Here is a 23,360-nt window from a genome sequence, read left to right as displayed (position 1 = left end):
AGCTTTCTTCTACTATTAGGTAACTTCGTTCATGGATCAGGGATTTAGTAAAACCCAGTCAGCTACATCTGGATTAATGAATTTTGACTCTAAATACGCACGCTCAATTTCCTTATTCTTTCTTAGAATTGCTACTCCTTTAGTTAAGTGCTGATAAATCTTATCTGCATTTTTTGATTTTTTTGATACAACAAAGCTACGTTCACCTAGCAATTTTATCTTAATACCTTTAACTGGAACCAGATTGATATCTTTTAGTTTTTGCACTTTATGCTGAGTTTGACTAAACTCAAAAAGGGTAAAGTCAGCTCTGTTGTTATTGATTAGCTTATACATAGACTCCAACCCATTGGTTTCATAAAGTGTATCCAAATTAAAGCTTTTCAAGGTATTCCAATCAATTACCCAGTTTTTTATCATAACTCCTTTAAACTTTCTTAAATCTTCTAGTGTTTTCACACTGTCCAATTTGGTATTACCTGCTTTTACATATATTCCTTTAATAAAGCCTCCAACAGGAATAATTGGTTCTGATTGATAAAGTGCAACCTCATCAATTTCATTTTTCCAAATAGTTTCAGCAGGAATATTTTCCCTTCCCTTTTTCACTTCCGCCAACATTCTTGTATAGTTTGGGTAAAGTGTTAGCTGAAGATTAAACTTCAGGCCGCTTTCATATAACGCCCGGCAAATTAGTATTAAATCCACTGTTGCTCGATTAGCAAACTCTGAATCATAAGCTTTTAAACTTTTACAAGGAACAGCCGTATTCCATTGATTAAAATTCTCATAAACGTATTCTGGAGCTGCTATTTTTACTTTAATTATTTCTTGAGCAATACTCAGTGGATATAGTACTAAGTTACAGCAAACAGCTGATATGAGAAGAAATGATTTATGTAGCATTTTTGGTCTACACCCAACTGTATGTTCTCTTTTGAGTGTAGCCGACCCTTTGTCAGTAATTATGTTTTAGGAGAACTCTTTTCAAAATATATGATTGGTTGATCAACCACTAACTGACGAACAGCTTCAGCTGCTTGTTCAGTTAATACCTGAATTACACGCTGCCCGACCCCTCGGCCTTGATTTGGCATGCAAATACATAACGCGACCAACTTCCAGGCTGTTGACTGATTAACCAATGCCCAACCTATGACTCGACCATTAAAACGAGCCACATATAAGCGACTAGCTGATTGCTCACACCATTGAGTCCAAAACTGCTCTAGTGAAGGCAAAGGCTCTACTGTCGAGCTATGACTATTGGTTAGCCATTGTTGGTAGCTTTTAGCTATATCCTGGTAATCCTGATCATTAATGTTAGTTAATACTTCAACGGTTACTGGCACTTTACCTACTCCTCTGTCGCAAGCAATTATACCTTAAGATACCTTTAGCACTGACAGTTTTTTAAATTAGATGAGCAATTCGATTGACCTGTCTATAACTTTATACTTTAGGGTATATCTTTTACCCACAAGGTAGGAGTTCCTCATGCCACTATCTGATGCTGATTTTATTGATCAATTTGAACGAAAAATATTATCCCCTGAGCATTTTAATCATATTGGCCATCTTCGTTTAGCATGGCTATATTTGCAGAAAAATAGCCTCACCAATGCCGTTTTTAAAACAACAACAGGTATTCAAGCGTATGCTAATCACCTGGGAGCTACAGACAAATTTCACCATACTATTACTGAAGCCCTGGTATATATCATCCATAACAGGCTCATTGGGCAAACCGACCCTACTTTCGCTGATTTTTTATCCACAAATCAGGATTTAGTAAATAATGCCAAAGCGGTTATTTATCAGTATTATTCAGAAGAAATATTATATTCCCTTGAAGCAAAACAGTTTTTCATCAAACCTGATAAACAAGCTTTTACAACGGATACATCTATAGCAATTTAGAGAAAATTATGTACACCATTGGTCAAGTTAGCAAACAGTTTAATTTATCCAGAAGTACTTTGTTGTATTACGATAAAATTGGTCTATTGAAACCCTCTGCACGCAGCCAGGCTAATTACCGTTTGTATACTGACAATGATGTCCAAAAAATGGAGTTAATAAATACCTACCGCCAAACAGGGTTATCCTTAGAAAAAATTGCTCAGTTAATAGAAAGCGATTCAAATAAAAGCAACACTATTTTGGAACAACGATTATTGCAGCTTAATAAAGAAATCAATCATCTTCGTAAACAACAGCAAATCATAGTCCAGTTAATTGAACAACAATCTTTGCAAACTAAAACTCGTGCTATTAATAAAGAGCAATGGGTTCAGCTATTACGGGCAACTGGATTAACTGAAGAGGATATGAGCCGCTGGCACATTGAGTTTGAAAAGGCTATGCCAGAAGGTCATCAGGACTTTCTAGAATGCTTAGGCATAGATGAGGCTGAAATTAAAGCTATTCGTGCCTGGTCAAGGCAAGGTACTAGGGCCTGTTAACGCAGCTGGGCGAAAGATAGTCTGCGGCAATGGTGATTCAAATAGTGTTAACAGGTTAGCCCCCTAAAAGTCATGCGCTTTGACTATTTTTAAAATAAATCACCTTAGTGATCCATTTTATCTTTAAACTGTCGAATATCCCGCCGTTGTTTTTTGGTTGGTCGCTTGTCTGGCGATAATTGACTGGCATATACCGATTTTCGTTCTGCCGCTTTGGCTTCCCGTTTATTAATGCTCTCCTCCGTTTCCTCATACAATAACTGGGCCTCAGGAGCTCCTCGGCGCTGATCAGAAAGTGCTTTAATAACAATGATACGCTCATCCCAACCTTGGCGAATAGTCAGCTGATCGCCAATTTGAGGCTCTTTACTGGGTTTAGTTCTTATCCCATTGTAATGAACCTTACCTCCTTCAATCGCTTCTTTAGCTAAATTACGAGTCTTAAAAAAACGAGCTGCCCACAGCCATTTATCTAAACGAATTTTATCTGTTTCCTGATTACCTTTTGCCATTCACAAATAACCTCAAATCGAACAAACTATAAAACCGGTAATAAATCTTGATAGTTATCCACCGCATTAAATTCTTCTGTATCTCTAATTGCTTTTTTACTATCAGGTTGCTTGATTGCAAGTAAGTGTTTAATTCCATACTTTTTAGCAGAGCGAAGAATGGGCAAGCTGTCATCAATAAAAAGGGTTCGACCACCATCAAAACTAATGCGCTTGCTTAGCCCCTGCCAAAAATGCTGCTCTTCTTTCGGATAACCAAACTCATGAGAACTGATAAGCCAATCAAAATATTGGGCTAACTCAACCCGTTCCAGCTTTAACGATAAACTATCCTGATGGGCATTAGTAATCATCACCACCTGCTTATCCGACTGGTGTAGTGCATGCAAAAACTCAGCTACCCCAGGACGTAAGCTAATTAAGTGTTTTATTTCTTGCTTAAGGGCAACCATATTCAGGTCCAGCTCTTGATTCCAGTAGTCAAGGCAATACCATTGCAATTTGCCCATCGTTTCCTGAAATTTAGGGTAGATACGCTGCTTGGCTTCCTCCACTGTTAACTGGTGTTTTTCTGCATACTTGATTGGTACATATTCCAGCCAAAAGTGATTATCAAAGTGTAAATCCAGTAAGGTACCATCCATATCCAGAAGTACCGTGTCAATTTGCTGCCAATCCAACATACTATACCTTTTGAGATAATGTGCCCTTTAGAGTTTAGGTAAGCAGAGGTATGATAGCCTGTTCGAGGAGGGAACAAAATGAAAACCAAGCCAACCATTTTAAAGCAGCAAATCGTTGCAGAAAGCCGTCTGTTTCGTATTGAGCAAATGGCGCTACGTTTCAGTAATGGCGTTGAAAGAGTTTATGAACGGTTGGCACCGCGTGGTACTGGCCACCAAGCCGTAATGGTGGTTCCTATCACTAAAAATAACGAAGCTATTCTGATTCAGGAGTATGCAGCGGGATCCAATCAATATGAATGGTCTTTACCCAAAGGCTTGGTAGAGCCTGGAGAGGATGTTTTAGTCGGAGCTAACCGAGAGCTACAGGAAGAAGCTGGCCTAGCTGCTCGACAATTGCAAGTGCTTACCGAGTTCAGTCTTTCGCCAAACTATATGTCTCACAAGATGAAGGTCATCTTAGCCCAAGACCTGTACCCTTCCCGATTACCAGGAGATGAGCCTGAACAACTAGACACTTGCCGTCTACCATTGGGAAACTTATATGAATGGACAACAAGAGCCGACTTTACAGAAGCACGGGCTATTGCAGCCTTATTTTATGTTAAAGAGTTTTTAACAAAATGAAATCACTGACTGATCCACTACTAACCATCTGCCAACAAGCAGCTAAATCCATTATGGATATTTATCACCAAGCTGATTTTGAGCAATGGCATAAGCAGGATCAGTCCCCTGTAACTGAAGCAGACTATGCATCACACCAGATTATTGTTGAAGCCCTTCAGCAGTTGACTGAACAATACCCCATTTTATCTGAAGAATCTTCCACTATTCCATTTAGTAAAAGACAACAATGGTCGCGTTATTGGCTGGTTGATCCCCTTGATGGCACTAAAGAATTTATCAAACACAATGATGAATTCACCATTAATATTGCCTTAATTGAAAACCATCAGCCCATCTTAGGTATGCTTTATGTGCCAGTCAGTGGTGAGTGCTATGTAGGAGGGAAAAGCTTTGCACCAATGCGGTGGACAGCAGAAGAATCTTGGCAACCCATTAATCACACAGCTCAAGATAGTAAAACACTCTCAATTTTAATGAGCCGGAGCCACTTATCTACTAAAGACCAACAATTGCTCACTGATCTAAAGAAAACATTTTCTGTCAAAGTGGTGCATGCAGGCAGCGCCCTAAAGTTTACCTGGCTAATTACCGGTAAAGCCAACCTATATTGCCGTTTTACTCCAACCTCAGAGTGGGATACAGCCGCTGGACAAGCGATTGTTGAAGCGGCAGGTGGCATCATGCTTACCTCTGCAGGCAACAACTTTGCTTATAACCAGAAAGACTCTCTGATTAATGGACCTTTCCTAGCTACTACCTTAACTGGCTCTAGATTAACAACAGTCAATAGAGTTTTCCAACAAGTTATTTAATCTGAATTTCGTTGCTATTATTGTATAAAAGTCAGTTTTATTGCCTTGAAATTACCGTTCCATATAAAGTCATTATCCTATTAACCTACTGTTTATTTACAGCCAGCAGTTTAAGTTATTGTGCTCCATTCAAAATTGCTACATTTCACTTTCCACCCTATGAATATAAATCTGATGACGTCATTACTGGTATTTCTGTTGATATTGTTAAAGCTATTTTTCAAGAAATGGGTGTTGAATTTGAACTCTTTGAGTTGCCCTGGTCAAGAGGGCTAAAAGCATTAAAAACAGGAAAGATTGATTGCTTTATCGAAGTTTTATGGAAGCAAGAAAGAGAAACTTATATGGACTATGCCAAAGAAGTGCTGATGCCTGAAACAGCATCTTTTTTTGTCTTAGGTAACTCATCCATCCAGTTTAGTGGTAATTTATCAACACTTTCATCTTATAAAATTGGTGTTCGGCAAGACTTTAGTTATGGCTCAAGTTTCGATAGCTCAATTGCCAGTAACCAGTATAAAATCATTACTAGACGAACTAAAAATGAAGATCTATTACGTATGCTAAATACTGGAGAAATAGATATATTAATAGGTGATAAATATGGCATGTTATACCTTTACCAACATACTTTTATCAGACACAAAAGAACTATTAAACGTCTTACACCTGATGTAGAAGACACTCCCAGTTATATGGTATTTACCAAACAACGAGATTTATCAGCTATTCGGAATCAGTTTATTAAAGTATTGCATAATTTTAAAACAGATGGACGCTATCAAAACATTATCAACCATTGGGAAAAGGCTCTCAAACAAGAGCTAACAATAAACCCTAAACCTTAACTGGCTTATTCAACACAGAATGTGGGTTTACTAGAAGGCCAGGGGCTATACACAATTATTAGAGATACCCTCAACTCTACTATTGCTTCTATTATTATTTTTGAGTAGTTTCATTCTGTAAGCATAAAGCTACTCATAGTGCTTTTGCTTTACATAAAAATGACTAATCAGTCATCCTGCCAATCAAAATGGCATGTTCATATGTAGAGTATAAAACAATAATAACCATTAGGAGTGAAGACCCAAGTGAAACTCAATAAATTATCTAAAATATTAGCATCCACAATAACTGCAACGGTCGTAGCAACAGGACTTAGCATGAGCTATCCCACAGTTGCAGCAGAAGTGCCTGCGGGTGTTGAGCTAGCCAAAAAGCAGAAACTTATTCGCGGCATTGGTGCTGAACCTGGCTCGTTAGACCCACAAAAAGTGGAAGGAACACCAGGCGGTTATGTAGTGAGAGACTTATTTGAAGGGCTAGTTACTGAAGACCCTTATGGCAAAATTATTCCAGGGCAAGCAGAGTCCTGGACTGTTAGCAAAGATAAAAAAGTATATACCTTTAAAATACGCGATAACGCAAAATGGTCAAATGGTGACCCAGTAACTGCTAATGATTTTGTATTTGCTTTCCGTCGGGCCGTCGACCCAAAATTAGGCTCAAACTACGCTTGGTATATGGAATTAATGGGAGTTAAAAATGCTTCCGATGCAATTAATGGTAAAGTGAAACCGTTTGAGTTAGGGGTTAAAGCCATTGATAACAAAATGTTTGAAATTACCTTAGCCAAGCCTCTTCCTTTCTTTATCAAAACCCTTGCACACTATACAACTTATCCAGTGCACCAAAAAACCGTAGAAAAATTTGGTGATAAGTGGACCCAACCAGAGAATATGGTATCCAATGGCCCATACAAGTTAACGAAATGGGTAGTTAATGAACGTATGGAGTCAGTAAGAAACCGTCATTATTGGAATGATAAAAAAACGGTCATAAATAACGTCTCTTATTTGCCAATTGAATCTTCCAATGCAGAGCTTAATCGCTATAAAGCAGACGAAATGCATCTAACTCATACGATTCCTGAAGATCATTTTCGTAACCTTAAAAAGAATATTCCTGACGAAATTAAAGTACATGGTATAGTTGCTACCTACTTTTACGTATTCAATACCAAGAAAAAGCCTTTTGATGATGTACGGGTAAGAAAAGCCTTAGCATTAGCCATCGACCGCAATATCATCACTGATAAATTACTGGGCATGGGACAAATTCCCACCTTTTCACTAACCCCTCCCTATGTCGATGGCTTTGAAGCACCAATAAACCCCTACTCTAAAATGAGCCAAGCGGAGCGAGTAAAAGAAGCTCAAAAGCTAATAGCTGAGGCAGGTATCAATGAAAACAACCCATTAAAATTTGAAATTTTATACAATACTTTGGAATCGCATAAAAAAATTGCTCTTGCTGCCGCATCTATGTGGAAGAAAAACTTAAAGCATGTCACAGTTGAGCTGCTTAATCAGGAATGGAAAACCTTCTTAGAAACCAAGAAACAGGGAAATTTTACTGTTGCCCGCTACGGATGGAATGGCGACTATAACGAAGCATCTACCATGTTAAGCATTCTTACCACTTCAAGTGGTGCAAATGATGGAAAATATAATAATGCAGAATATGACAAGTTATTAAGCCAATCAGCAACAGCAAAAAATCCGAATAAGTATTATCAACAGGCAGAAGCCATTATCGCTAAAGATATGCCAATCTTGCCATTTTATCATTATGTAAGCCATGTTTTAGTAAAGCGGAATGTAGGTGGCTATGCTAATGCTAACCCTCTAGAAAACATTTATTCGAAAAATCTTTATATTACTAAAAAATAATTACTACACCCTTTAAGAAAAGGATTTTCTTAAAGGGATTAATAAAAAAATAACAAATACGAGGCTATACAATGATAAGAAAAACTCGTCTTATACTAACCACCTTTACCTTTTTTATTCTAACCTTCAACGCCCTCACTCATGCAGCCAATATCCCATCAGGTGCTAAATTAGCAAAACAACAAACATTATATAGGGGTAACGGATCTGAACCTACATCCTTAGACCCACATCATGTACAAAGCAATGTTGGTGGAAGTATCACAGGTGACTTATTTGAGGGATTAGTCAGCCAGAACGAAGCTGGTGATATTATTCCAGCTGTTGCAACCCACTGGGAAGTGGCCGATAGTAATAAAACCTTCACTTTTTACTTAAGAAAAAATGCTAAATGGTCTAATGGTGACCCAGTTACTGCTCATGATTTTGCTTATAGTTTTCAACGTGCTGTAAATCCAGCAACCGCTTCAGAGTACGCTTGGTATCTGGAAATGGCAGATATTATTAATGCTAAAGAAATTCTTGCAGGTAAGCGAAAGCCAAATACTCTAGCTGTAACAGCTTTAGATAACTATACCTTACAAATAAAACTTGCCAATCCTAAACCTTATTTTATAAAAATGCTATCTCATTATACTATGTTTCCTGTCCATAAAAAAACGATAGAAAAATTTCAAGATAAATGGAGTCAACCGGGCAATATGGTAAGCAATGGTGCCTATCAATTAACTAAATGGGTAGTTAATGAGCGAGTTGAAGCTGAACGTAATCCACATTATTGGGATAACCAAAATACAATTATTAATAAAGTCGTTTTTCTACCTATTGAATCAAGTAATGCTGAACTAAACCGTTATAAAGCGGGCGAATTAGACTTAACCAGTACTATTCCACCTGATTTTTATCAGCGATTAAAAAAAGATATTCCTAGTGAACTTAAAGTAAAACCCCATTTAGCTACTTATTACTATGTTTTCAATACTAAACGTAAGCCTTTTAATAATGTAAAGGTACGCAAGGCGCTATCAATGACTATCGATAGAGATATCATTGTTAATAAAGTATTAGGAGAAGGTCAACAAGAAGCATTTGGCTTTACACCTCCAGCTATTAACGGCTTTGTTAAGCCAGACAATCCATATGAAAAACTTTCTCAGCAAGAGCGATTAAAAATGGCGAAAAAGCTTTATCAAGAAGCCGGGTTTTCCAAGGAAAAACCACTTACATTTGACTTACTTTATAATACAAGCGAAGGCCATAAAAAAATTGCGCTAGCGATTGCTTCTATGTGGAAAAAACATTTAGGCGTAAAAGTGACAATCAATAATCAAGAATGGAAATCATTTTTAAGCACTACCCGACAAGGTAGTTTTGATGTAGCAAGAGCTGCATGGATTGCCGATTATAACGAAGCCTCCTCCATGTTAGATGTGTTGACCACTAATCATGGCAATAACGATGGAAAATATAGTAACCCAAAATATGATCAATTAATGCTAAATGCAAAAAAAGCAAAAGACCCATCGACAATCTACCAGCAGGCGGAAGCTGTTCTAGCGAAAGATATGCCGATTGCGCCAATTTACCACTATGTACGAGTACGACTGGTTAAACCCCATGTTGGAGGCTATATGAACAAAAACCCTACAGATCAGTTGTACTCAAAAAATCTTTATATTTTAAATCATTAAGTTATTGATAAGAGAGAAGATGGTGCCGGCACCAAGAGTCGAACTCGGGACCTACTGATTACAAGTCAGTTGCTCTACCAGCTGAGCTATACCGGCACTGTAGAAAGGAATGGTGATAATAGTTAATCAAACTATCTCTGTCAATATACCCTGTGTGAATGATTTTTAGAAAAGTCGCTGCAACTCATCACTTGATGGCCTCATCTAAAATACCCTTCACTGTGGGTATATACTTTATAAGCTATATACATTAAGAAAGTCGTTTCTTTAGTAAAAAAATCTAATCAATAACGAAAAAAGCCTGCTTAATAAATAAGCAGGCTTTTAAAATTTTGCCATCCTTGAGTCAAGTTCCCTTTGGCTATTGTTTCCATTCAATCCTATTGTTCAGGACAGTCCATGTGTTTTCCTAACACTTACGGGCCTGAATTCCTTTCAGAATCCCTTAGCTGCAATCCTTTTGATTCCCTTGCTACGTCGCTGAATCTGAGTGCTATTGTGCCCAGTTGCTAACCGACTGTCATTCAGTAAAAGAGTAAAGCCGTGTAGGAAATTTGCCATAGTGAGTAAGGCATTTAGCTCAACAGCAACAAGTATGGCTATTAAACAAACGATTACCTCTTTTTGCCTAGGCCGCCAAACAAAAAAACCCACTTAACTAGTGGGTTTTTTCTTACCGTCCCTGATGCTAGCTTCCTGCCAGCGCTCCTTATTACCCCATCCTTGAGGCCTTTAGTATAAGCTGTTCCTTACAAACTAAGGTCTTCCATGACCTTTTGTGGTGCTTCCTTGCTTGGAACAGGCTTTAACATCTTTTGCTGTTATTAAGTATTATTAATTTTACTGATGAGATCATTAGCGATCATCGCTAACTTCTGTGAGATATCAGCTATTTAATAGGTCATGATTTGACCTGAACGTTTTAATGCAGGGAAAGCCAAAGTAATGTCATGATTAAAGTGATTTCGGCTTCTCATATAAAAGCTTAATTATCTAGCTCCAAACCAAAAAGCCCGCATTTGCGGGCTTTTTATTCCTTGTGTATGGTCAACATCCTGTTAACTCATAATCCTGAAATCTTGTGTGCTTGTGTTAACTTCCTGTTTAGCTCATCCGTAAGCACAAACCCTGTTGCTTCATCCTGAAGCGATTTCCTATTCCTACTTCAGTCCTTCTCTAATGAATTCCTTTAGCTTTCCTAGCTTGACTCCCTCGACACAGCATCCCTGTGTCAACTCCAGCTATCCTTATTCCTTGAGTTCAGTTCCTATTTCCTTTCCCTTGCTATCCCTATTTATTGCTTCCGTAGCAAAGACATCCTTTTAAACTAGCGCAATCCTTGCGAGGTGCTTCCTTGCACCGATCATCCTTGATCATCTGCCTCAGCGTTCCTTGCTGAAGTAACGCAGATCATCATAAGTGGGATTCATTATGGAGGATCAAAAGTGAGGATACAGCCGCTAAACACCAACTTGTTTTGTAGGAGATTTGCTATTTGACATGTCCGCCATACTCACCAAACGGTTACGCCCTTCAGATTTAGCTTTATAGAGCGCCGCATCTGCCTGATCTAACAAATCATTAAGCTGATAGTCGTTAATCGCGTATTCATTAGCTGCCAAACCAGCACTCACAGTTAGTATTTCTGCAACTGGGCTGCCTTCATGAGGGATCTTGGCTTCCCGGATTGCTTCAAGCAAGCTCTCGCCAATTTGCCTACCCCCTGTTAGCCTTGTATCTGGCAACAATATTACAAACTCTTCACCACCAAAGCGGGCAACTAAGTCAACTGGACGCCTTAATTGTCGTTTGATGGTTTGTGCCACAAGGCGAAGGCATTCATCTCCCCCTAAATGGCCATAGGTATCGTTATATTGCTTAAAATAGTCCACATCAATCATCATTAAGCATAATGGACTATTGCGACGTCGAGACCGTTTTAACTCCTTTTGCACAGCTTCATACAGCCCATTACGATTGGCAACACCTGTCAGCACATCTTGTTTACTCATTGCTTCCAGTTTGGCATTAATTCTATTTAGCTCTTGTTGAGATTGAACAATGCGCTCCATCGCTTTCACTTGAGCTCGAACCAAAGCAGGCTTGATAGGCTTTACCAAAATGCCATCACCACCAATCATCAGCGCTTCAGCATATTCATTGTCATCAGTACTGGCAGTAATAAAAATTATAGGTAACCAACTGTCATATTCTTCACGAATTTGACGGGTAGTTTCCAGCCCTCCCATTTTAGGCATGCTGATATCCATCAACACCATATCAATGGTAGTGCATTGCATAAATTCCAAAACTTGATAGCCATTTTCAGCCAAATAAGGAACATGCCCTGCTTTGCTAACAACCTTAGCTAAGAGCAGTCTAACTGAAGGAGTATCTTCTGCAATCAGGATATTCAAAAGGCGTTACCTTTCCTTGGTATTTCTCAGCAGGAGGCTTAGTTTTTATTACTAGTATATACACTTATTTAACTAGCTGCCGATAAATAAAAATATACATGGCCTTGCTGCAGTAACAACAGCTAACTAGGCTTAAGATGAAAAGCAACCGAACATTATAGGTGTGACAACAATGTTTCAGTGGCTTCGCAAACAACGGGATGAAAAAACCTCCAGCTATGACAGCAGTAATTTACAAGTTCTAAATAAACTCTGTCAGGAACATAGTTTTATTGATGTCCAACCTACTGATATCAATCAAAACTATCGGAGTATGATTTTATTGGTGCAGCCAGAGGAAAATTACTTACTAATTGACGAGCTGTATCCAGCCCCTCCCCAAAAAGTGCTTGAGCCAGGTAATTTGTTAGATATTAGTTGTCATGACCAGGGGTTTCGTACCCGTTTTCAGTCGAGTTTTCTTGGCTGTGAACACTTTGAGAATATGCCTGCATACCGCCTTTCAATGCCCATTGAGTTACAACATGGCCAACGGCGAATGAATTTTAGGGTGCAAATACCGCCTGAAGATTTCATTCGGGTAAGCCTTACAGGCTTTGGACCTGTGACCGCATCTGGACGCATTATTGACTTATCCAACAGTGGTATCTGCTTAAAGTTAATGGGCCCTCCTCCTGATGGACTACATCGTGATGGGCTTGTTGGTAATTGTATTTTTAAAACAACAGATGATGAACAAGTTAAAAGTAAACTTCTTGTTACACATCTAGAATTTAATCGTAAACCAATTACCCATACGATAGTGGGTGGTAAGTTTATGAATATGGAACCATCTATTCACAAGAAACTTGACCGATTTATTGCTAAACTGCAGCGAGAGCAAAGAAGACAGTCCCTAGCAGCAAATGATAGCCACCCTATTTAGTTTTTCTTGCATTGCGAATATACCCTTTTCAAATTTTTTAAGTTTTGTTACCGTCGACCTTGACCACCATGAAAGATGGATATGCAGTTAATACATGGTGGTATGGATACCACTAATTAGAACAATGCAGGAGCAATTGCCGAGGAGCATTTATCTGCCCCCCCAACTTACAAAAACATAAACACAGAGCGGCAGTCTGATACAACAAGAATTTCTATTCATTTAAAATAACATCCACAATTTTTCAATAAAACATTATTTCTCTCAAGATCTAATATTTATTGAGAAACAGCCAGCAAATTCTTTCTTTAAAAATACTCATATTCACCTCACCGTTTATACTTTTAACTAAGTCAGCAACACACATAAATTTATCTCTTCTTGCAGTATTTATTTAGCAGTAGCAGCACAAAAAAATAGCATCCAAAAAATTCAGAAAAACACCAAATACTTAGCTATTTCATAAGTACGCACATATTGGAGGTTACACCATGGAATTGGTTAATTACTTTAATCAAGTAAAAGAAAACTGCCGGGAAGTGGTTACTCTTTACGAAAGAGCTGCAAAAAGCAGCAAAGTAAATAGCGACAAGTTTTTGATGCTGGAAGAGTTATTACAACTTATTGAGACAGAATTTTGCCCTTTATGCAAAACAATTATTACTAAATATCGTATTATTGGAATTTGCCTACCAGATCAAGCATTAAAAAGAAAACTACATTATTTGTTTGATCAAATTGCAGAACACTTACAAGGAGTAAGCAACCGCCTGCAAAAAAAATTTAACCAATTAAAAACTAATGTTGACTATATTTTAAGTCTAATCCCAGTAGTTGCATTAGTTAAAGATGTATGTCTATACGCAAAAAATTTATTAGATGATTTTTCCCTTATTGAAGACACTTGTCAAACAGCCGTAAACAGAGTTAATCCTTCAGTATTACTAAAAGAGTGCGCGTAAACTACCAACTTAAAAATAATTTCCAAAAAAATGTTTTTGTAATATTTAAAAATTAACCAGCTACACACCCTCCCCCAGAGGGAGGGGACTAAAAATCAATCGGTATATACTCACAGCGAAGGATAAGTTATTGCTAGCCTACGACTGTATGATTTGCAGTAGCTGCCTTAATTTATTTAAAGACGCTACTGGACGCTTAGTAAACTAAATCACTGGGATGACAGTTAATTGTTCTTTGGCAATTACTCTAATTAGTGGTATCCATACCACCATGGATTAACTGCATTTTCACCAATCCTCAGCAGTCAAGAACGACGGTAATAAATCCTAAAAATAATTCACGAAAAATATAAGTTTATCGAGCCTGTTGTTGCTGACTTGACCGATGGCCACTTAACTTCGCTGCATGCGCCATTACATGGTAAATATAATTTTGCTCATGAACCCCATGAAATAAAAACGCCCATGGACCTGAAGCATAAATCGCCACATCTTCCCCCCCATGGGTTTCTGCCGACATTGGTACTAATGCCTCTTGAAAATAGTTTTTAGCATTAGTACTAATATCAGTAATATTAAGTCGACCTACCTGGCGTCTACCAGATTGGTCATGTATAGCGCCAAGCCCACTATAGTAACCAAGTGTTGTGTAGGGCATACCATCCGCTGCCAGCGTGGGCTTCGTATTTGGTTGCCCTTTGCTGTTATTGCCAACCACTTTACCCAATATTGGGTTACCACGTGTAGGATATCCTCCCATAGTAAATACATGACTGTGGTCCGCTGTTACTATAATCAACGTCTCTCGCGAATCAGTCATTTTTCTTGCTGTTGCTACTGCATTGGCAAACTCAACCGTATCATGCAGGGCTAGGTAAGCATTCCCCGCATGATGACCATGATCAATTCGTCCTCCTTCAACCATCAGAAAAAAACCATTTTCATTTTTTTCTAAAACTTTAATTGCCTTAGAGGTCATTTCTGATAATGAAGGTTCCCCACCTTTATCATCACTTCTATCAGCTTCAAAAGCCATATGAGAGCGATTAAAAAGTCCTAATAAATGATCAACATTTTCTGCTTTAACAGCTTTAAACTGTTTTGCATTCCAAACAAATTGAGACTTGTCATATTGGGTTAGCCATTCATTTACTAAATTACGTCCATCCCCCCTTGTACCGGTTTTATTTGGTTCTTCTGGATCAGCTTGGTTATCAGGCAAAAAACTCCTACGACCACCACCCAGCGCTACTTCCAAACCATCACCATAGGAAAACTCAACTAACTGCCTTGCTATATCTTTACAGCCAGCTCGCTTTGCTGCAGTAGGTAAGTCTTTGTCATCTTCCCAATTTCGTTCAGGGGTATGAGCATAAGTAGCAGCAGGTGTTGCATGAGTAATTCGCGCAGTAGTCACAACACCTGTTGACATTTCAGCCTCTTCGGCCTGCTCCAGTAATGTCATTACTTTGTGTTGCTTCGAAGTTTCACAGTCTCCTCGAATTGCTTGCTGACCAACAGAGATAACCCCAGCCAAGGTTTTTACCCCTGTTACCATGGCCGTCATCGTTCCAGCGGAATCTGCTGTTTGCTGGTTAGTGTTATAGGTTTTTGACAACCCCACATAAGGGAGTTTCTCAAACGCTAGAAGGTTTTCTTCTCCCGCTTTCTCTTTTAATTGGCCATCTAAAATTCTGGCCGCAGTCACTGTGGATACTCCCATACCATCACCAACAAACAAAATAACATTACGTGCCAGTGCAGTATTTGACTGCTGCCTGATCGCTGCTGCTACTGCTTGCTGGCCTGCTTCATACCAGGTATCCGAGCTTTCTTGCTGAGCTATAGAGACTTTTGGTAAACAACACCAGATAATTAGCAAGCACTTACCAGCAATCCTTTTCACTGTTAGTTGCATGATATTTTCCTTAACCATTATGACACCAGTAATTTAAACTGAATTTATTTATTACGACCGTTCTATTAAATTTAATTATTATTGTTGATATTGAGCCACTTCTATATGTCAGTAAAATGACCGCTTTTTTAACAAGAAGTGTAAAGCAAATTTATATGTTTAAACAGCTTAATACCAAACGCCTGAAAGGAGTGCCACTCAACTTATCATTAGTTGACCAACGGCTAGCTGCTATCCAGCAATCGGCACCTCTTGTTGGTAAATGGTTATATTGGTGTAATCCTGACTATTCTGCAGTCACCAATAAAGAGTGGATTGAACACTGCATGAATCAACAAACACTTAATACCGAGTTCAACTTTGCTTTTATCAATAAAAAGACCCAAGAATATATTGGTGAAACTAGAATAAGTGGCATTAACTTCCCCCATGGCTTTACCAATCTTAGCTATTGGGTGAATGCCAGTTGTCTGAAACAAGGTTATGCATCTGAAATAATTACTGCAGCTGCTCAGTTTTGTTTTGAAGCGCTTAATTTAATTCGAGTAGAAATTGTGGTCGATACTGATAATCATGCAAGTATTAATACAGCTAAAAAAGTTGGTGGGCAATTTGAAGGTAAGCTTCGGCATCGCAGTAGAATAGAAGACAAACCCCGGGATTCGTATATGTTTGGCTTATTTCCTGACACGTTAGTGCTGCATCCTAAAGCAGAAGCAGTATAATAGTACTGTATAAAATCTAGCTTTGAGTATTAACCTTTATGCTGCATATTGTGCTTTTTGAGCCAGAAATACCACCCAATACTGGCAATATTATCCGGTTATGTGCAAACACTGGCTATCAGTTGCATTTAATAGAGCCATTAGGCTTTGACTTAGATGATAAAAAATTGCGTCGTGCGGGTTTGGATTATTCCGAGTTTGCCAAACTAGCAGTGCATAAGTCACTTGCAGGCTTTTGCCAGTCAGTCAATGTCAATCGCTTGTTTGCTATTAGTACCAAAGGCTCTACTCTCCACACTGATGTTCAGTATGAACCTAATGATGCACTATTATTTGGCCCAGAAACCCGAGGACTACCTAATAATGTTTTGCAAAATGAGGTTAAACCTGAGCACATTGTAAGGCTACCCATGAAGCCCAACAGTCGTAGTATGAATTTATCTAACTGTGTTTCAGTGATGGTTTATGAGAGTTGGCGACAACTGGGTTTTAAAGGTGGGGAGTAAGACGTAATAGAGGGGCTAATTAATGCCCCTTTATTGTTTAATTAAATAGCTAGATTACCCCGTAGGTATCAAGCTTATTGAATAGTTTCTGGCTGCTGTTGCTCTTGCTCACGCTGCTGTAGTGCTTGAGCATACAACGCATCAAAATTAACTGGCGCTAACATAATTGGAGGGAAACTACCGCGTAATACCAAGCTATCGATGCACTCGCGAGCATAAGGAAATAGAATATTAGGGCAAAAAGCACCTAGTGTTTGATGCAATGAAGCATCATCTAATCCTCTGATCAAGAACACCCCTGACTGCTGAACTTCAACAACAAATGCAGTCTCTTCATTATTAGTAACAGTAACTGTTAGGGATAACACAACTTCAAACACACCATCTTCAAGCTGGGTATTTTGCGTGTTCAGATCCAAATTAACCTGTGGCTGCCATTCTTTAGTGAAAATCTCAGGTGCCTTGGGCGACTCAAATGAAAGGTCCTTCACATAGATCCGCTGTAATGCAAACTGAGGTTGATTTTCTTCGCCAGCGGCCTGATTTTGTTGGTTTTCAGCCATTTATGTAATTCCTTAGTTAATTTCTGTTTAATATCGTAAGCGTGCCAGCAATACTAACTCAGCTGACGCACTTCGTCATTCATCACCACGTTGGCCTGTGACAGCAACCATAGCACTATTCTGTGTTTGTGTCGCAAAATAAAGACGACTCTCGCTGTCTGCTATGCTTGTGGATTTGATTACTGGTATTCAGCGATCAGCGGGTCAAGTTTACCTGCTCTCTCTAAAGCGTAAAGCTCATCACAACCGCCCACATGCCGCTCACCAATCCAAATTTGCGGCACAGAGGTACGCCCCGCCTTTTCAGCCATCACTCTACGTACTGCGGGCTTACCATCCACACTAATCAGTTGATAAGGAACCTGTTTGCTATCCAGCAGGCGCACTGCTCGGATACAAAAGGGACAATAAGCTGAGCTGTAAATAGTTATGCCACTCATTTCTCTATAACTTCCTCAGCAATCATTACTGGCCAATAAAAAGTCACTTAATCACCGGCAAGTTTTCACTGGTCCAGGTTTGCATGCCACCTTGCAGCCTCATTACTTGCTCAAAGCCCGCTGCTTTAAGTGCTTTACCTGCCGTACTACCTTGTTGCCCCATTTTATCAACAATAACAATGGGCTTATCCTTATGCTTATCTAACTCTTTCATCCGTTCAGCAAACTTGGCAGAAGGAATATTGATAGCATTAACAATATGCCCCTCTTGGAATTCCTTACCATCTCGAACATCTACCACTATTGCATCTTTGTTGTTTACTGCTGAAGTTAGCTGACTGGTGGTGATAGTTGCCCCAGCTTTGCGCCCTTCGGTATAAATTAAAGCCGCTAATAGCGCTATAAATGCAGTAACCAAGTATGGATGGTTGACAACAAACTCTATCAATTTCTCCATTTGTATTCAGACCTTGCGATTAAATAGGGTGGCAAGTATACAGGTTTCAATAACCAGGCTAAATAGCTGTTAACAGGTTAAATGACAAACATTGAACGCTATAAAAACCCCATTGCCCCCTAACCCGAATATTTCATCAGATATCAAAGGTTCTGGGCATTCTGACTAAACAGTTCGCTTTATTTTCTGACAAGCCTTGGTGGCTCTATGGCTCGAGGTAAATGGAGCAAAATGTAACGCCAGAAAGTGCAGAAATTTGATAAACAAGCCTGGGTACAAACTTAACAATGGTTTCACTCAACTACATGGATTTTTTCTGTGGTTTGATGAAATATTCGGGCTAATAGACCTCTAATTAGAATCTCGCTAATATCTCATTACTCGCTTTTTGTACCATTTACTATTGAGCAGCACTGAATTATGAGTAACCAACGACGTACTACCGCCTTACTAATTCTTGATGGCTTTGGCTATAGCGAAACCTCAGAGTCCAATGCAATTGCTGCGGCAAACACCCCTGTTTGGGATAAACTGTGGCAGCATAATCCACACAATTTGATTTCAGGATCAGGCATCGATGTGGGGTTACCCGATGGCCAAATGGGTAACTCTGAAGTCGGCCATATGAACCTAGGTGCAGGACGGGTTGTTTATCAGGACTTTACCCGCATCACCAAAGCCATTGCGGACGCGTCTTTTTTCACCAACCCAACGCTGACAGGCGTTGTTGATAAGGCTATTGCTGACAACAAGTCAGTTCACATCTTAGGCTTATTATCACCTGGTGGTGTCCACAGCCATGAAAATCATATTTTGGCTATGATTGATTTGGCTGCTCAGCGTGGTGCCAAAGCAATTTATGTGCATGCATTTTTAGACGGTCGAGACACTCCACCACGGAGTGCTGAAGCTTCTTTGAAGCGCATCGAAGCAAAGCTTGCTGAACTGGGTAAAGGACGCATCGCCAGCTTAATTGGTCGTTACTTTTCCATGGACCGTGATAATCGTTGGGACCGAGTTGCTGCTGCTTACAACATGCTTACTGAAAGTAGTGCTGAATTTTCTGCAGAAGACCCAGTTGCTGGTTTGCAGGCTGCTTACGCACGGGATGAAAATGATGAATTTGTTAAAGCTACTGTTATTACCCCTGCTGATAATAAGCCAGCAGCAATCGAAGACGGTGATGCAGTAGTGTTTATGAACTTCCGTGCTGACCGAGCCAGACAATTGACTCGCGCTTTTGTTGAAGACGACTTTACTGGCTTTGAGCGTAATTGCCGCCCTAACCTGGCTGGCTTTGTCATGCTCACCCAATATGCTGCAGATATTCCTGCACCTTGCGCCTTTCCACCGGCTTCTTTAAAAAATACCCTAGGTGAATATCTATCATCTTTAGGTAAAACCCAGTTACGAATAGCGGAAACTGAGAAATATGCTCATGTAACCTTTTTCTTCAGTGGCGGCGAAGAAACACCTTATGACGGCGAAACCCGAATATTGATTAACTCTCCAGATGTTGCCACTTATGACCTCAAGCCCGAAATGAGTGCACCGGAAGTAACTGATAAATTAGTTGAAGCAATTACCAGTGGTCAATTTGACCTTGTGGTTTGTAATTACGCTAATGGTGATATGGTAGGCCATACGGGCAATTTTGATGCAGCAGTGAAAGCCGTTGAATGCTTGGATGAGTGCGTTGGCCGAATCATCCAAGCACTAGAACAAGTGAATGGTCAGTGTTTAATTACCGCTGACCATGGCAATGTAGAACAAATGAGTAATGAAGAGACTGGTCAGGCCCACACTGCCCATACTTGCGAACCTGTACCATTAGTCTATGCTGGCCCCAAGGCTATTAAAATTAAAGATGGTGGTATCTTGTCAGACGTTGCTCCCACTATCCTCAGCTTAATGGATATACCTGTTCCAGAAGAAATGACAGGAAAGGTATTGATTGAACCTGCAAACTAGGGGTGGTACATACGTCAAATAAGGTAAACCCATGCTTATTTCCTCATAATCCAAAAAAGAAAACTCAAAAATTAGCGGAATTAATCTACCGTTTCTCTCTCTAAAAACCCAACTTATAAGTTGGGTTTTTACTTTGCGACATCTTTAATTAGCAGGCATACTTAAAAAACACCTCCTGGTGTGTTTATTTTAATTTTTCTAACTACAAGTGTTGTAATCAATGTTGAAGTTAATTTTTTCTCTAACCAGACAGCTATATAAACCTATCTGCATTTGTTTAGTTAGCAGCACCATGTTACTCAATAGTGGCATGAGCTGGGCTAATCCTGAATTACAGGAAAAAGAAAAGCAGTTAAAACAACTACAGACTGAAATTCAAAAAACTCAGCAACTACTGCAAAAAATCAAACAGCAACGCTCTAATGTTCAGCAATCCCTGCAAACCAATGAACAAGAAATGGAACGGCTTCATAAGAAGGTACAAGAAATTGAAGGCCGGCTGCAGGAGGGCCAGAAACAACTAAAAAAGCTCCAAACTAGGCAACACCAGCTTAGTGTTGCCAAACGCCAGCAACAGCAGCAGTTAGAACAAACCATGTTACTGGCACTATATACCGGCCAAGATTCCCATATAAAAATGCTGCTTAACCAGCAGCAGCCTACAGATGTAGCCCGCACTCAAAAATACCTTGGCTACCTGGCTCAAGCACGTCAGCAAAAAGTCACTGAGTTTAACCAAACCATTCAATCTCTTACTCAGGTGAGTCAGCAAATTGAAACCACTAACACTGAATTAAAACAGCAACAATTGGCCCTCGTCGAACAAAAGCAAACACTTACAACAAAAAAAGCAAAAAGACGCTTATTACTAAGGCAATTGGAACAAGAGCTTGCTCAACAGGACCAAGCTCTGGCTAACAAACAAAAAGAACGCTCAGAGTTAGAACAAGTCCTTAAAACCCTAGCAAAAACCATAACACCACTACCGCTTCCTGGTACCCCTTTTTACAAGCAGCGAGGCAAATTACCTTGGCCAATCCAAGGACAAATCACAAACCGCTATGGCAGCCCGAAAAAACAAACTAAATTAAAGTGGCAGGGTCTATTCATTCAGAGTACAGAGGGCGCATCAGTGTCTGCAGTGCATCATGGTCGAGTAGTATTCGCAGACTGGCTACGAGGCTCAGGACTGTTAATTATTGTGGACCATGGCGACAGCTACATGTCTCTTTATGCACACAACCAAACCTTGCTGAAAGAAACCGGGGAATGGGTAAAAGCAGGAGAATCTATTGCAACTGTCGGGAATACAGGCGGAAACAGTCAAACCGGGCTTTACTTTGAGATAAGGCACAAGGGGCGGCCACAAAACCCAAGTGGCTGGATAGTTGCCCGCAAGTAAATAACCTGCTAATTAAAGTGATTCAAGGACTGATTTAATGGATAAAGATCACGAATTGCGAGGGCCTCAGCAGAGGATGTTACAAGGGCAGTGGTTTTACAGTATCTCATAGGATATAAATACCTTATTAGAGTTCTTAAATCGAGAGTTTTTAATGATCAGCAAACGCTTAAAGTTTTCACCATCAGTTCGTCATCTCGCTTTCGCAGTGACTGCCTTAGTTAGTAGCCTAGCGTTTGCCGAAGTCGATTCAGATCAACCCCTGAAAGGTCGCCTGCCATTAGAAGAACTTCGCACTTTCGCTGAAGTGTTTGATCGTATCAAGGTGGCATATGTTGAAAATGTAGACGATAAAACCCTCTTAGAAAATGCTATCAAAGGCATGTTAACAGGGTTAGACCCCCACTCAGCCTACCTTGATCCCAAAGACTTTGAAGATTTACAAATCAATACCACCGGCGAGTTTGGCGGACTTGGTATTGAAGTTGGCATGGAAAACGGTTTTGTTAAGGTAATTACCCCGATTGATGACACACCTGCAGAGCGTGCTGGGATAGAAGCGGGTGACCTTATTATTAAGCTTGATCAAAAGCCAGTAAAAGGAATGAGCCTAAACGAAGCCGTTGACATGATGCGAGGCAAACCTGGCGAGCCCATTACCTTAACAATTGTCCGTGAGGGGTCAAGCAAACCTTTTGATATCGTGGTTAAGCGTGACATTATTAAAGTGCAAAGCGTCAAATCCAAAGCGCTTGATGACGGCTATGGCTACATTCGAATTACTCAGTTCCAAATTGATTCTGGAAGCGAAGTCGTTAGTGCAATCAAAAAACTAGGCAAAGCCAATAAAGGTCACCTAAACGGATTAATACTCGACCTGCGTAATAACCCAGGTGGCGTTTTGCAAGCAGCTGTAGATGTATCTGATGCCTTTTTGAAAAAAGGCGTAATTGTCTACACTAAAGGCCGTATTCCTAACTCTGAACTACGATTTAAAGCAGATGAAAAAGACCCATCCAATGGCATACCTGTCGTTGTGCTAATCAACAGTGGCTCAGCGTCTGCTTCAGAAATTGTGGCAGGAGCACTGCAAGACCATAAGCGGGCCATCATTATGGGAACTGATAGCTTTGGCAAAGGCTCAGTGCAAACTGTGTTACCACTCAATAACGAACGAGCCTTAAAGCTAACTACAGCACTGTATTACACCCCTAACGGGCGTTCTATCCAAGCCCAAGGAATTGTGCCTGACATTGTTGTAGAAAGGGCTAAAGTCACCAAACTAGATCAAGGGCTAACCTACAAAGAAGCAGATCTGCAAGGTCATTTGGGTAATGGCAATGGGCTGGAAGATAAACCCAGCAGCAAAAAGGCCAAAAAAGTCGACAAACAACTGGAAGACGATCACCAGCTACAACAAGCACTCAGCTTACTTAAAGGTTTGAGCATAGCTAAAAAAGCAGTTAAATAGAAAACATTTAAAAACCAACATAAAAAGCCGCTGGCTCTAATTAAATCAGCGGCTTTTTTATGGATACTATTTTAT

General features: G+C 39.7%; 23 protein-coding genes and 1 tRNA gene. 14 read left to right on the top strand and 10 right to left on the bottom strand.

Annotated features, from left to right (window positions below):
• Positions 1-36: 36 nt before the first annotated feature.
• Together G4Y78_RS01720 and G4Y78_RS01715 are read right to left on the bottom strand one after the other, a co-directional pair.
• Positions 37-621 (bottom strand): hypothetical protein, encoded by a 585-nt coding sequence (locus G4Y78_RS01720; RefSeq protein ID WP_163831060.1) that lies wholly within the window; start codon positions 619-621, stop codon positions 37-39.
• Positions 622-965: 344 nt separating this feature from the next.
• Positions 966-1,352, bottom strand: coding sequence for an acetyl-CoA sensor PanZ family protein (locus G4Y78_RS01715; protein WP_163831058.1), 387 nt, complete (start codon positions 1,350-1,352; stop codon positions 966-968).
• A 145-nt stretch (positions 1,353-1,497) separates the two neighbouring features.
• Here G4Y78_RS01715 and G4Y78_RS01710 point away from each other — a divergent pair, with 145 nt between their 5' ends.
• Positions 1,498-1,920 (top strand): hypothetical protein, encoded by a 423-nt coding sequence (locus tag G4Y78_RS01710; protein ID WP_163831056.1) that lies wholly within the window; start codon positions 1,498-1,500, stop codon positions 1,918-1,920.
• A gap of 8 nt (positions 1,921-1,928) precedes the next feature.
• Positions 1,929-2,465, top strand: coding sequence for a MerR family transcriptional regulator (locus G4Y78_RS01705; RefSeq protein WP_163831054.1), 537 nt, complete (start codon positions 1,929-1,931; stop codon positions 2,463-2,465).
• Between the two features lie 104 nt (positions 2,466-2,569).
• Here the strand turns inward: G4Y78_RS01705 and hslR are convergent, their stop codons facing one another.
• Positions 2,570-2,977 carry a ribosome-associated heat shock protein Hsp15 gene (hslR, locus tag G4Y78_RS01700; protein WP_163831052.1) on the bottom strand — a complete coding sequence of 136 codons (408 nt, stop codon included), beginning with the start codon at positions 2,975-2,977 and terminating at the stop codon, positions 2,570-2,572.
• A gap of 26 nt (positions 2,978-3,003) precedes the next feature.
• A complete protein-coding gene (gene yrfG, locus G4Y78_RS01695; protein WP_163831049.1) occupies positions 3,004-3,660 on the bottom strand; it encodes a GMP/IMP nucleotidase in 657 nt (218 codons plus the stop codon).
• A gap of 78 nt (positions 3,661-3,738) precedes the next feature.
• On the opposite strand from yrfG, the gene nudE reads away from it, so the two are divergent.
• From nudE to G4Y78_RS01670, 5 genes are all read left to right on the top strand, one after another.
• Complete coding sequence (nudE, locus tag G4Y78_RS01690; protein WP_163831047.1) at positions 3,739-4,287, top strand: ADP compounds hydrolase NudE; 549 nt, start codon at positions 3,739-3,741, stop codon at positions 4,285-4,287.
• Complete coding sequence (cysQ, locus tag G4Y78_RS01685; RefSeq protein WP_163831045.1) at positions 4,284-5,102, top strand: 3'(2'),5'-bisphosphate nucleotidase CysQ; 819 nt, start codon at positions 4,284-4,286, stop codon at positions 5,100-5,102. Before nudE ends, cysQ begins: the two co-directional genes overlap by 4 nt.
• Before the next feature lie 20 nt (positions 5,103-5,122).
• Positions 5,123-5,950, top strand: coding sequence for a substrate-binding periplasmic protein (locus G4Y78_RS01680; RefSeq protein WP_163831044.1), 828 nt, complete (start codon positions 5,123-5,125; stop codon positions 5,948-5,950).
• Between the two features lie 246 nt (positions 5,951-6,196).
• On the top strand, positions 6,197-7,837 hold the full coding sequence (locus G4Y78_RS01675) for a peptide ABC transporter substrate-binding protein (protein ID WP_230425678.1): 1,641 nt from the start codon (positions 6,197-6,199) through the stop codon (positions 7,835-7,837).
• Positions 7,838-7,908: 71 nt separating this feature from the next.
• A complete protein-coding gene (locus G4Y78_RS01670; RefSeq protein ID WP_163831043.1) occupies positions 7,909-9,528 on the top strand; it encodes a peptide ABC transporter substrate-binding protein in 1,620 nt (539 codons plus the stop codon).
• A 20-nt stretch (positions 9,529-9,548) separates the two neighbouring features.
• On the opposite strand, the gene G4Y78_RS01665 is transcribed toward G4Y78_RS01670, so the two are convergent.
• Positions 9,549-9,624, bottom strand: a tRNA-Thr gene (locus tag G4Y78_RS01665).
• 1,364 nt (positions 9,625-10,988) lie between these two features.
• Positions 10,989-11,945, bottom strand: coding sequence for a GGDEF domain-containing response regulator (locus G4Y78_RS01660; RefSeq protein ID WP_163831042.1), 957 nt, complete (start codon positions 11,943-11,945; stop codon positions 10,989-10,991).
• A 172-nt stretch (positions 11,946-12,117) separates the two neighbouring features.
• Here G4Y78_RS01660 and G4Y78_RS01655 point away from each other — a divergent pair, with 172 nt between their 5' ends.
• Together G4Y78_RS01655 and G4Y78_RS01650 are read left to right on the top strand one after the other, a co-directional pair.
• The gene (locus G4Y78_RS01655; RefSeq protein ID WP_163831041.1) at positions 12,118-12,870 is read left to right on the top strand and encodes a flagellar brake protein; all 753 of its coding nucleotides are present in this window, start codon (positions 12,118-12,120) and stop codon (positions 12,868-12,870) included.
• A 491-nt stretch (positions 12,871-13,361) separates the two neighbouring features.
• Entirely contained in the window at positions 13,362-13,832 is a 471-nt protein-coding gene (locus tag G4Y78_RS01650) for a hypothetical protein (RefSeq protein ID WP_163831040.1), read from the top strand.
• 355 nt (positions 13,833-14,187) lie between these two features.
• Here the strand turns inward: G4Y78_RS01650 and G4Y78_RS01645 are convergent, their stop codons facing one another.
• Complete coding sequence (locus G4Y78_RS01645; protein ID WP_163831039.1) at positions 14,188-15,750, bottom strand: alkaline phosphatase; 1,563 nt, start codon at positions 15,748-15,750, stop codon at positions 14,188-14,190.
• Between the two features lie 155 nt (positions 15,751-15,905).
• Between G4Y78_RS01645 and G4Y78_RS01640 the strand changes: the two genes are divergently transcribed.
• Both G4Y78_RS01640 and trmL read left to right on the top strand, forming a co-directional pair.
• Complete coding sequence (locus G4Y78_RS01640; protein WP_163831037.1) at positions 15,906-16,475, top strand: GNAT family N-acetyltransferase; 570 nt, start codon at positions 15,906-15,908, stop codon at positions 16,473-16,475.
• A 38-nt stretch (positions 16,476-16,513) separates the two neighbouring features.
• A complete protein-coding gene (gene trmL / locus G4Y78_RS01635; RefSeq protein WP_163831035.1) occupies positions 16,514-16,981 on the top strand; it encodes a tRNA (uridine(34)/cytosine(34)/5-carboxymethylaminomethyluridine(34)-2'-O)-methyltransferase TrmL in 468 nt (155 codons plus the stop codon).
• 74 nt (positions 16,982-17,055) lie between these two features.
• Here the strand turns inward: trmL and secB are convergent, their stop codons facing one another.
• From secB to G4Y78_RS01620, 3 genes are all read right to left on the bottom strand, one after another.
• Complete coding sequence (gene secB, locus G4Y78_RS01630) at positions 17,056-17,544, bottom strand: protein-export chaperone SecB (RefSeq protein WP_163831034.1); 489 nt, start codon at positions 17,542-17,544, stop codon at positions 17,056-17,058.
• Between the two features lie 179 nt (positions 17,545-17,723).
• Positions 17,724-17,984 carry a glutaredoxin 3 gene (gene grxC / locus G4Y78_RS01625; RefSeq protein WP_163831032.1) on the bottom strand — a complete coding sequence of 87 codons (261 nt, stop codon included), beginning with the start codon at positions 17,982-17,984 and terminating at the stop codon, positions 17,724-17,726.
• A gap of 43 nt (positions 17,985-18,027) precedes the next feature.
• On the bottom strand, positions 18,028-18,441 hold the full coding sequence (locus G4Y78_RS01620; protein ID WP_163831030.1) for a rhodanese-like domain-containing protein: 414 nt from the start codon (positions 18,439-18,441) through the stop codon (positions 18,028-18,030).
• Between the two features lie 420 nt (positions 18,442-18,861).
• Between G4Y78_RS01620 and gpmM the strand changes: the two genes are divergently transcribed.
• The 3 genes from gpmM (at position 18,862) to G4Y78_RS01605 (ending at position 23,285) form a co-directional block, all read left to right on the top strand.
• Positions 18,862-20,412, top strand: a complete 1,551-nt coding sequence (gene gpmM / locus G4Y78_RS01615; RefSeq protein WP_163831028.1) for a 2,3-bisphosphoglycerate-independent phosphoglycerate mutase — start codon at positions 18,862-18,864, stop codon at positions 20,410-20,412.
• Positions 20,413-20,632: 220 nt separating this feature from the next.
• Positions 20,633-21,814, top strand: a complete 1,182-nt coding sequence (locus G4Y78_RS01610; protein ID WP_222937620.1) for a murein hydrolase activator EnvC family protein — start codon at positions 20,633-20,635, stop codon at positions 21,812-21,814.
• A 154-nt stretch (positions 21,815-21,968) separates the two neighbouring features.
• Positions 21,969-23,285 (top strand): S41 family peptidase, encoded by a 1,317-nt coding sequence (locus G4Y78_RS01605; protein ID WP_163831024.1) that lies wholly within the window; start codon positions 21,969-21,971, stop codon positions 23,283-23,285.
• Positions 23,286-23,360 lie beyond the last annotated feature (75 nt).

Source organism: Spartinivicinus ruber (assembly GCF_011009015.1).
Classification (GTDB): Bacteria; Pseudomonadota; Gammaproteobacteria; order Pseudomonadales; family Zooshikellaceae; genus Spartinivicinus; species Spartinivicinus ruber.
The sequence above is the reverse complement of the archived record's forward strand: the minus strand, read 5'-3'. Positions and strand labels throughout refer to the sequence as shown.

Excerpts from the sequence above, each read along its gene's own strand:
- G4Y78_RS01720 (WP_163831060.1), bottom strand. The coding sequence starts at position 621 with ATGTTGGCGGAAGTGAAAAAGGGAAGGGAAAATATTCCTGCTGAAACT.
- G4Y78_RS01710 (WP_163831056.1), top strand. The coding sequence starts at position 1,498 with ATGCCACTATCTGATGCTGATTTTATTGATCAATTTGAACGAAAAATA.
- G4Y78_RS01705 (WP_163831054.1), top strand. The coding sequence starts at position 1,929 with ATGTACACCATTGGTCAAGTTAGCAAACAGTTTAATTTATCCAGAAGT.
- hslR (WP_163831052.1), bottom strand. The coding sequence starts at position 2,977 with ATGGCAAAAGGTAATCAGGAAACAGATAAAATTCGTTTAGATAAATGG.
- yrfG (WP_163831049.1), bottom strand. The coding sequence starts at position 3,660 with ATGTTGGATTGGCAGCAAATTGACACGGTACTTCTGGATATGGATGGT.
- nudE (WP_163831047.1), top strand. The coding sequence starts at position 3,739 with ATGAAAACCAAGCCAACCATTTTAAAGCAGCAAATCGTTGCAGAAAGC.
- cysQ (WP_163831045.1), top strand. The coding sequence starts at position 4,284 with ATGAAATCACTGACTGATCCACTACTAACCATCTGCCAACAAGCAGCT.
- G4Y78_RS01670 (WP_163831043.1), top strand. The coding sequence starts at position 7,909 with ATGATAAGAAAAACTCGTCTTATACTAACCACCTTTACCTTTTTTATT.
- G4Y78_RS01655 (WP_163831041.1), top strand. The coding sequence starts at position 12,118 with ATGTTTCAGTGGCTTCGCAAACAACGGGATGAAAAAACCTCCAGCTAT.
- G4Y78_RS01650 (WP_163831040.1), top strand. The coding sequence starts at position 13,362 with ATGGAATTGGTTAATTACTTTAATCAAGTAAAAGAAAACTGCCGGGAA.
- G4Y78_RS01645 (WP_163831039.1), bottom strand. The coding sequence starts at position 15,750 with ATGCAACTAACAGTGAAAAGGATTGCTGGTAAGTGCTTGCTAATTATC.
- G4Y78_RS01640 (WP_163831037.1), top strand. The coding sequence starts at position 15,906 with ATGTTTAAACAGCTTAATACCAAACGCCTGAAAGGAGTGCCACTCAAC.
- trmL (WP_163831035.1), top strand. The coding sequence starts at position 16,514 with ATGCTGCATATTGTGCTTTTTGAGCCAGAAATACCACCCAATACTGGC.
- secB (WP_163831034.1), bottom strand. The coding sequence starts at position 17,544 with ATGGCTGAAAACCAACAAAATCAGGCCGCTGGCGAAGAAAATCAACCT.
- grxC (WP_163831032.1), bottom strand. The coding sequence starts at position 17,984 with ATGAGTGGCATAACTATTTACAGCTCAGCTTATTGTCCCTTTTGTATC.
- G4Y78_RS01620 (WP_163831030.1), bottom strand. The coding sequence starts at position 18,441 with ATGGAGAAATTGATAGAGTTTGTTGTCAACCATCCATACTTGGTTACT.
- gpmM (WP_163831028.1), top strand. The coding sequence starts at position 18,862 with ATGAGTAACCAACGACGTACTACCGCCTTACTAATTCTTGATGGCTTT.
- G4Y78_RS01610 (WP_222937620.1), top strand. The coding sequence starts at position 20,633 with ATGTTGAAGTTAATTTTTTCTCTAACCAGACAGCTATATAAACCTATC.
- G4Y78_RS01605 (WP_163831024.1), top strand. The coding sequence starts at position 21,969 with ATGATCAGCAAACGCTTAAAGTTTTCACCATCAGTTCGTCATCTCGCT.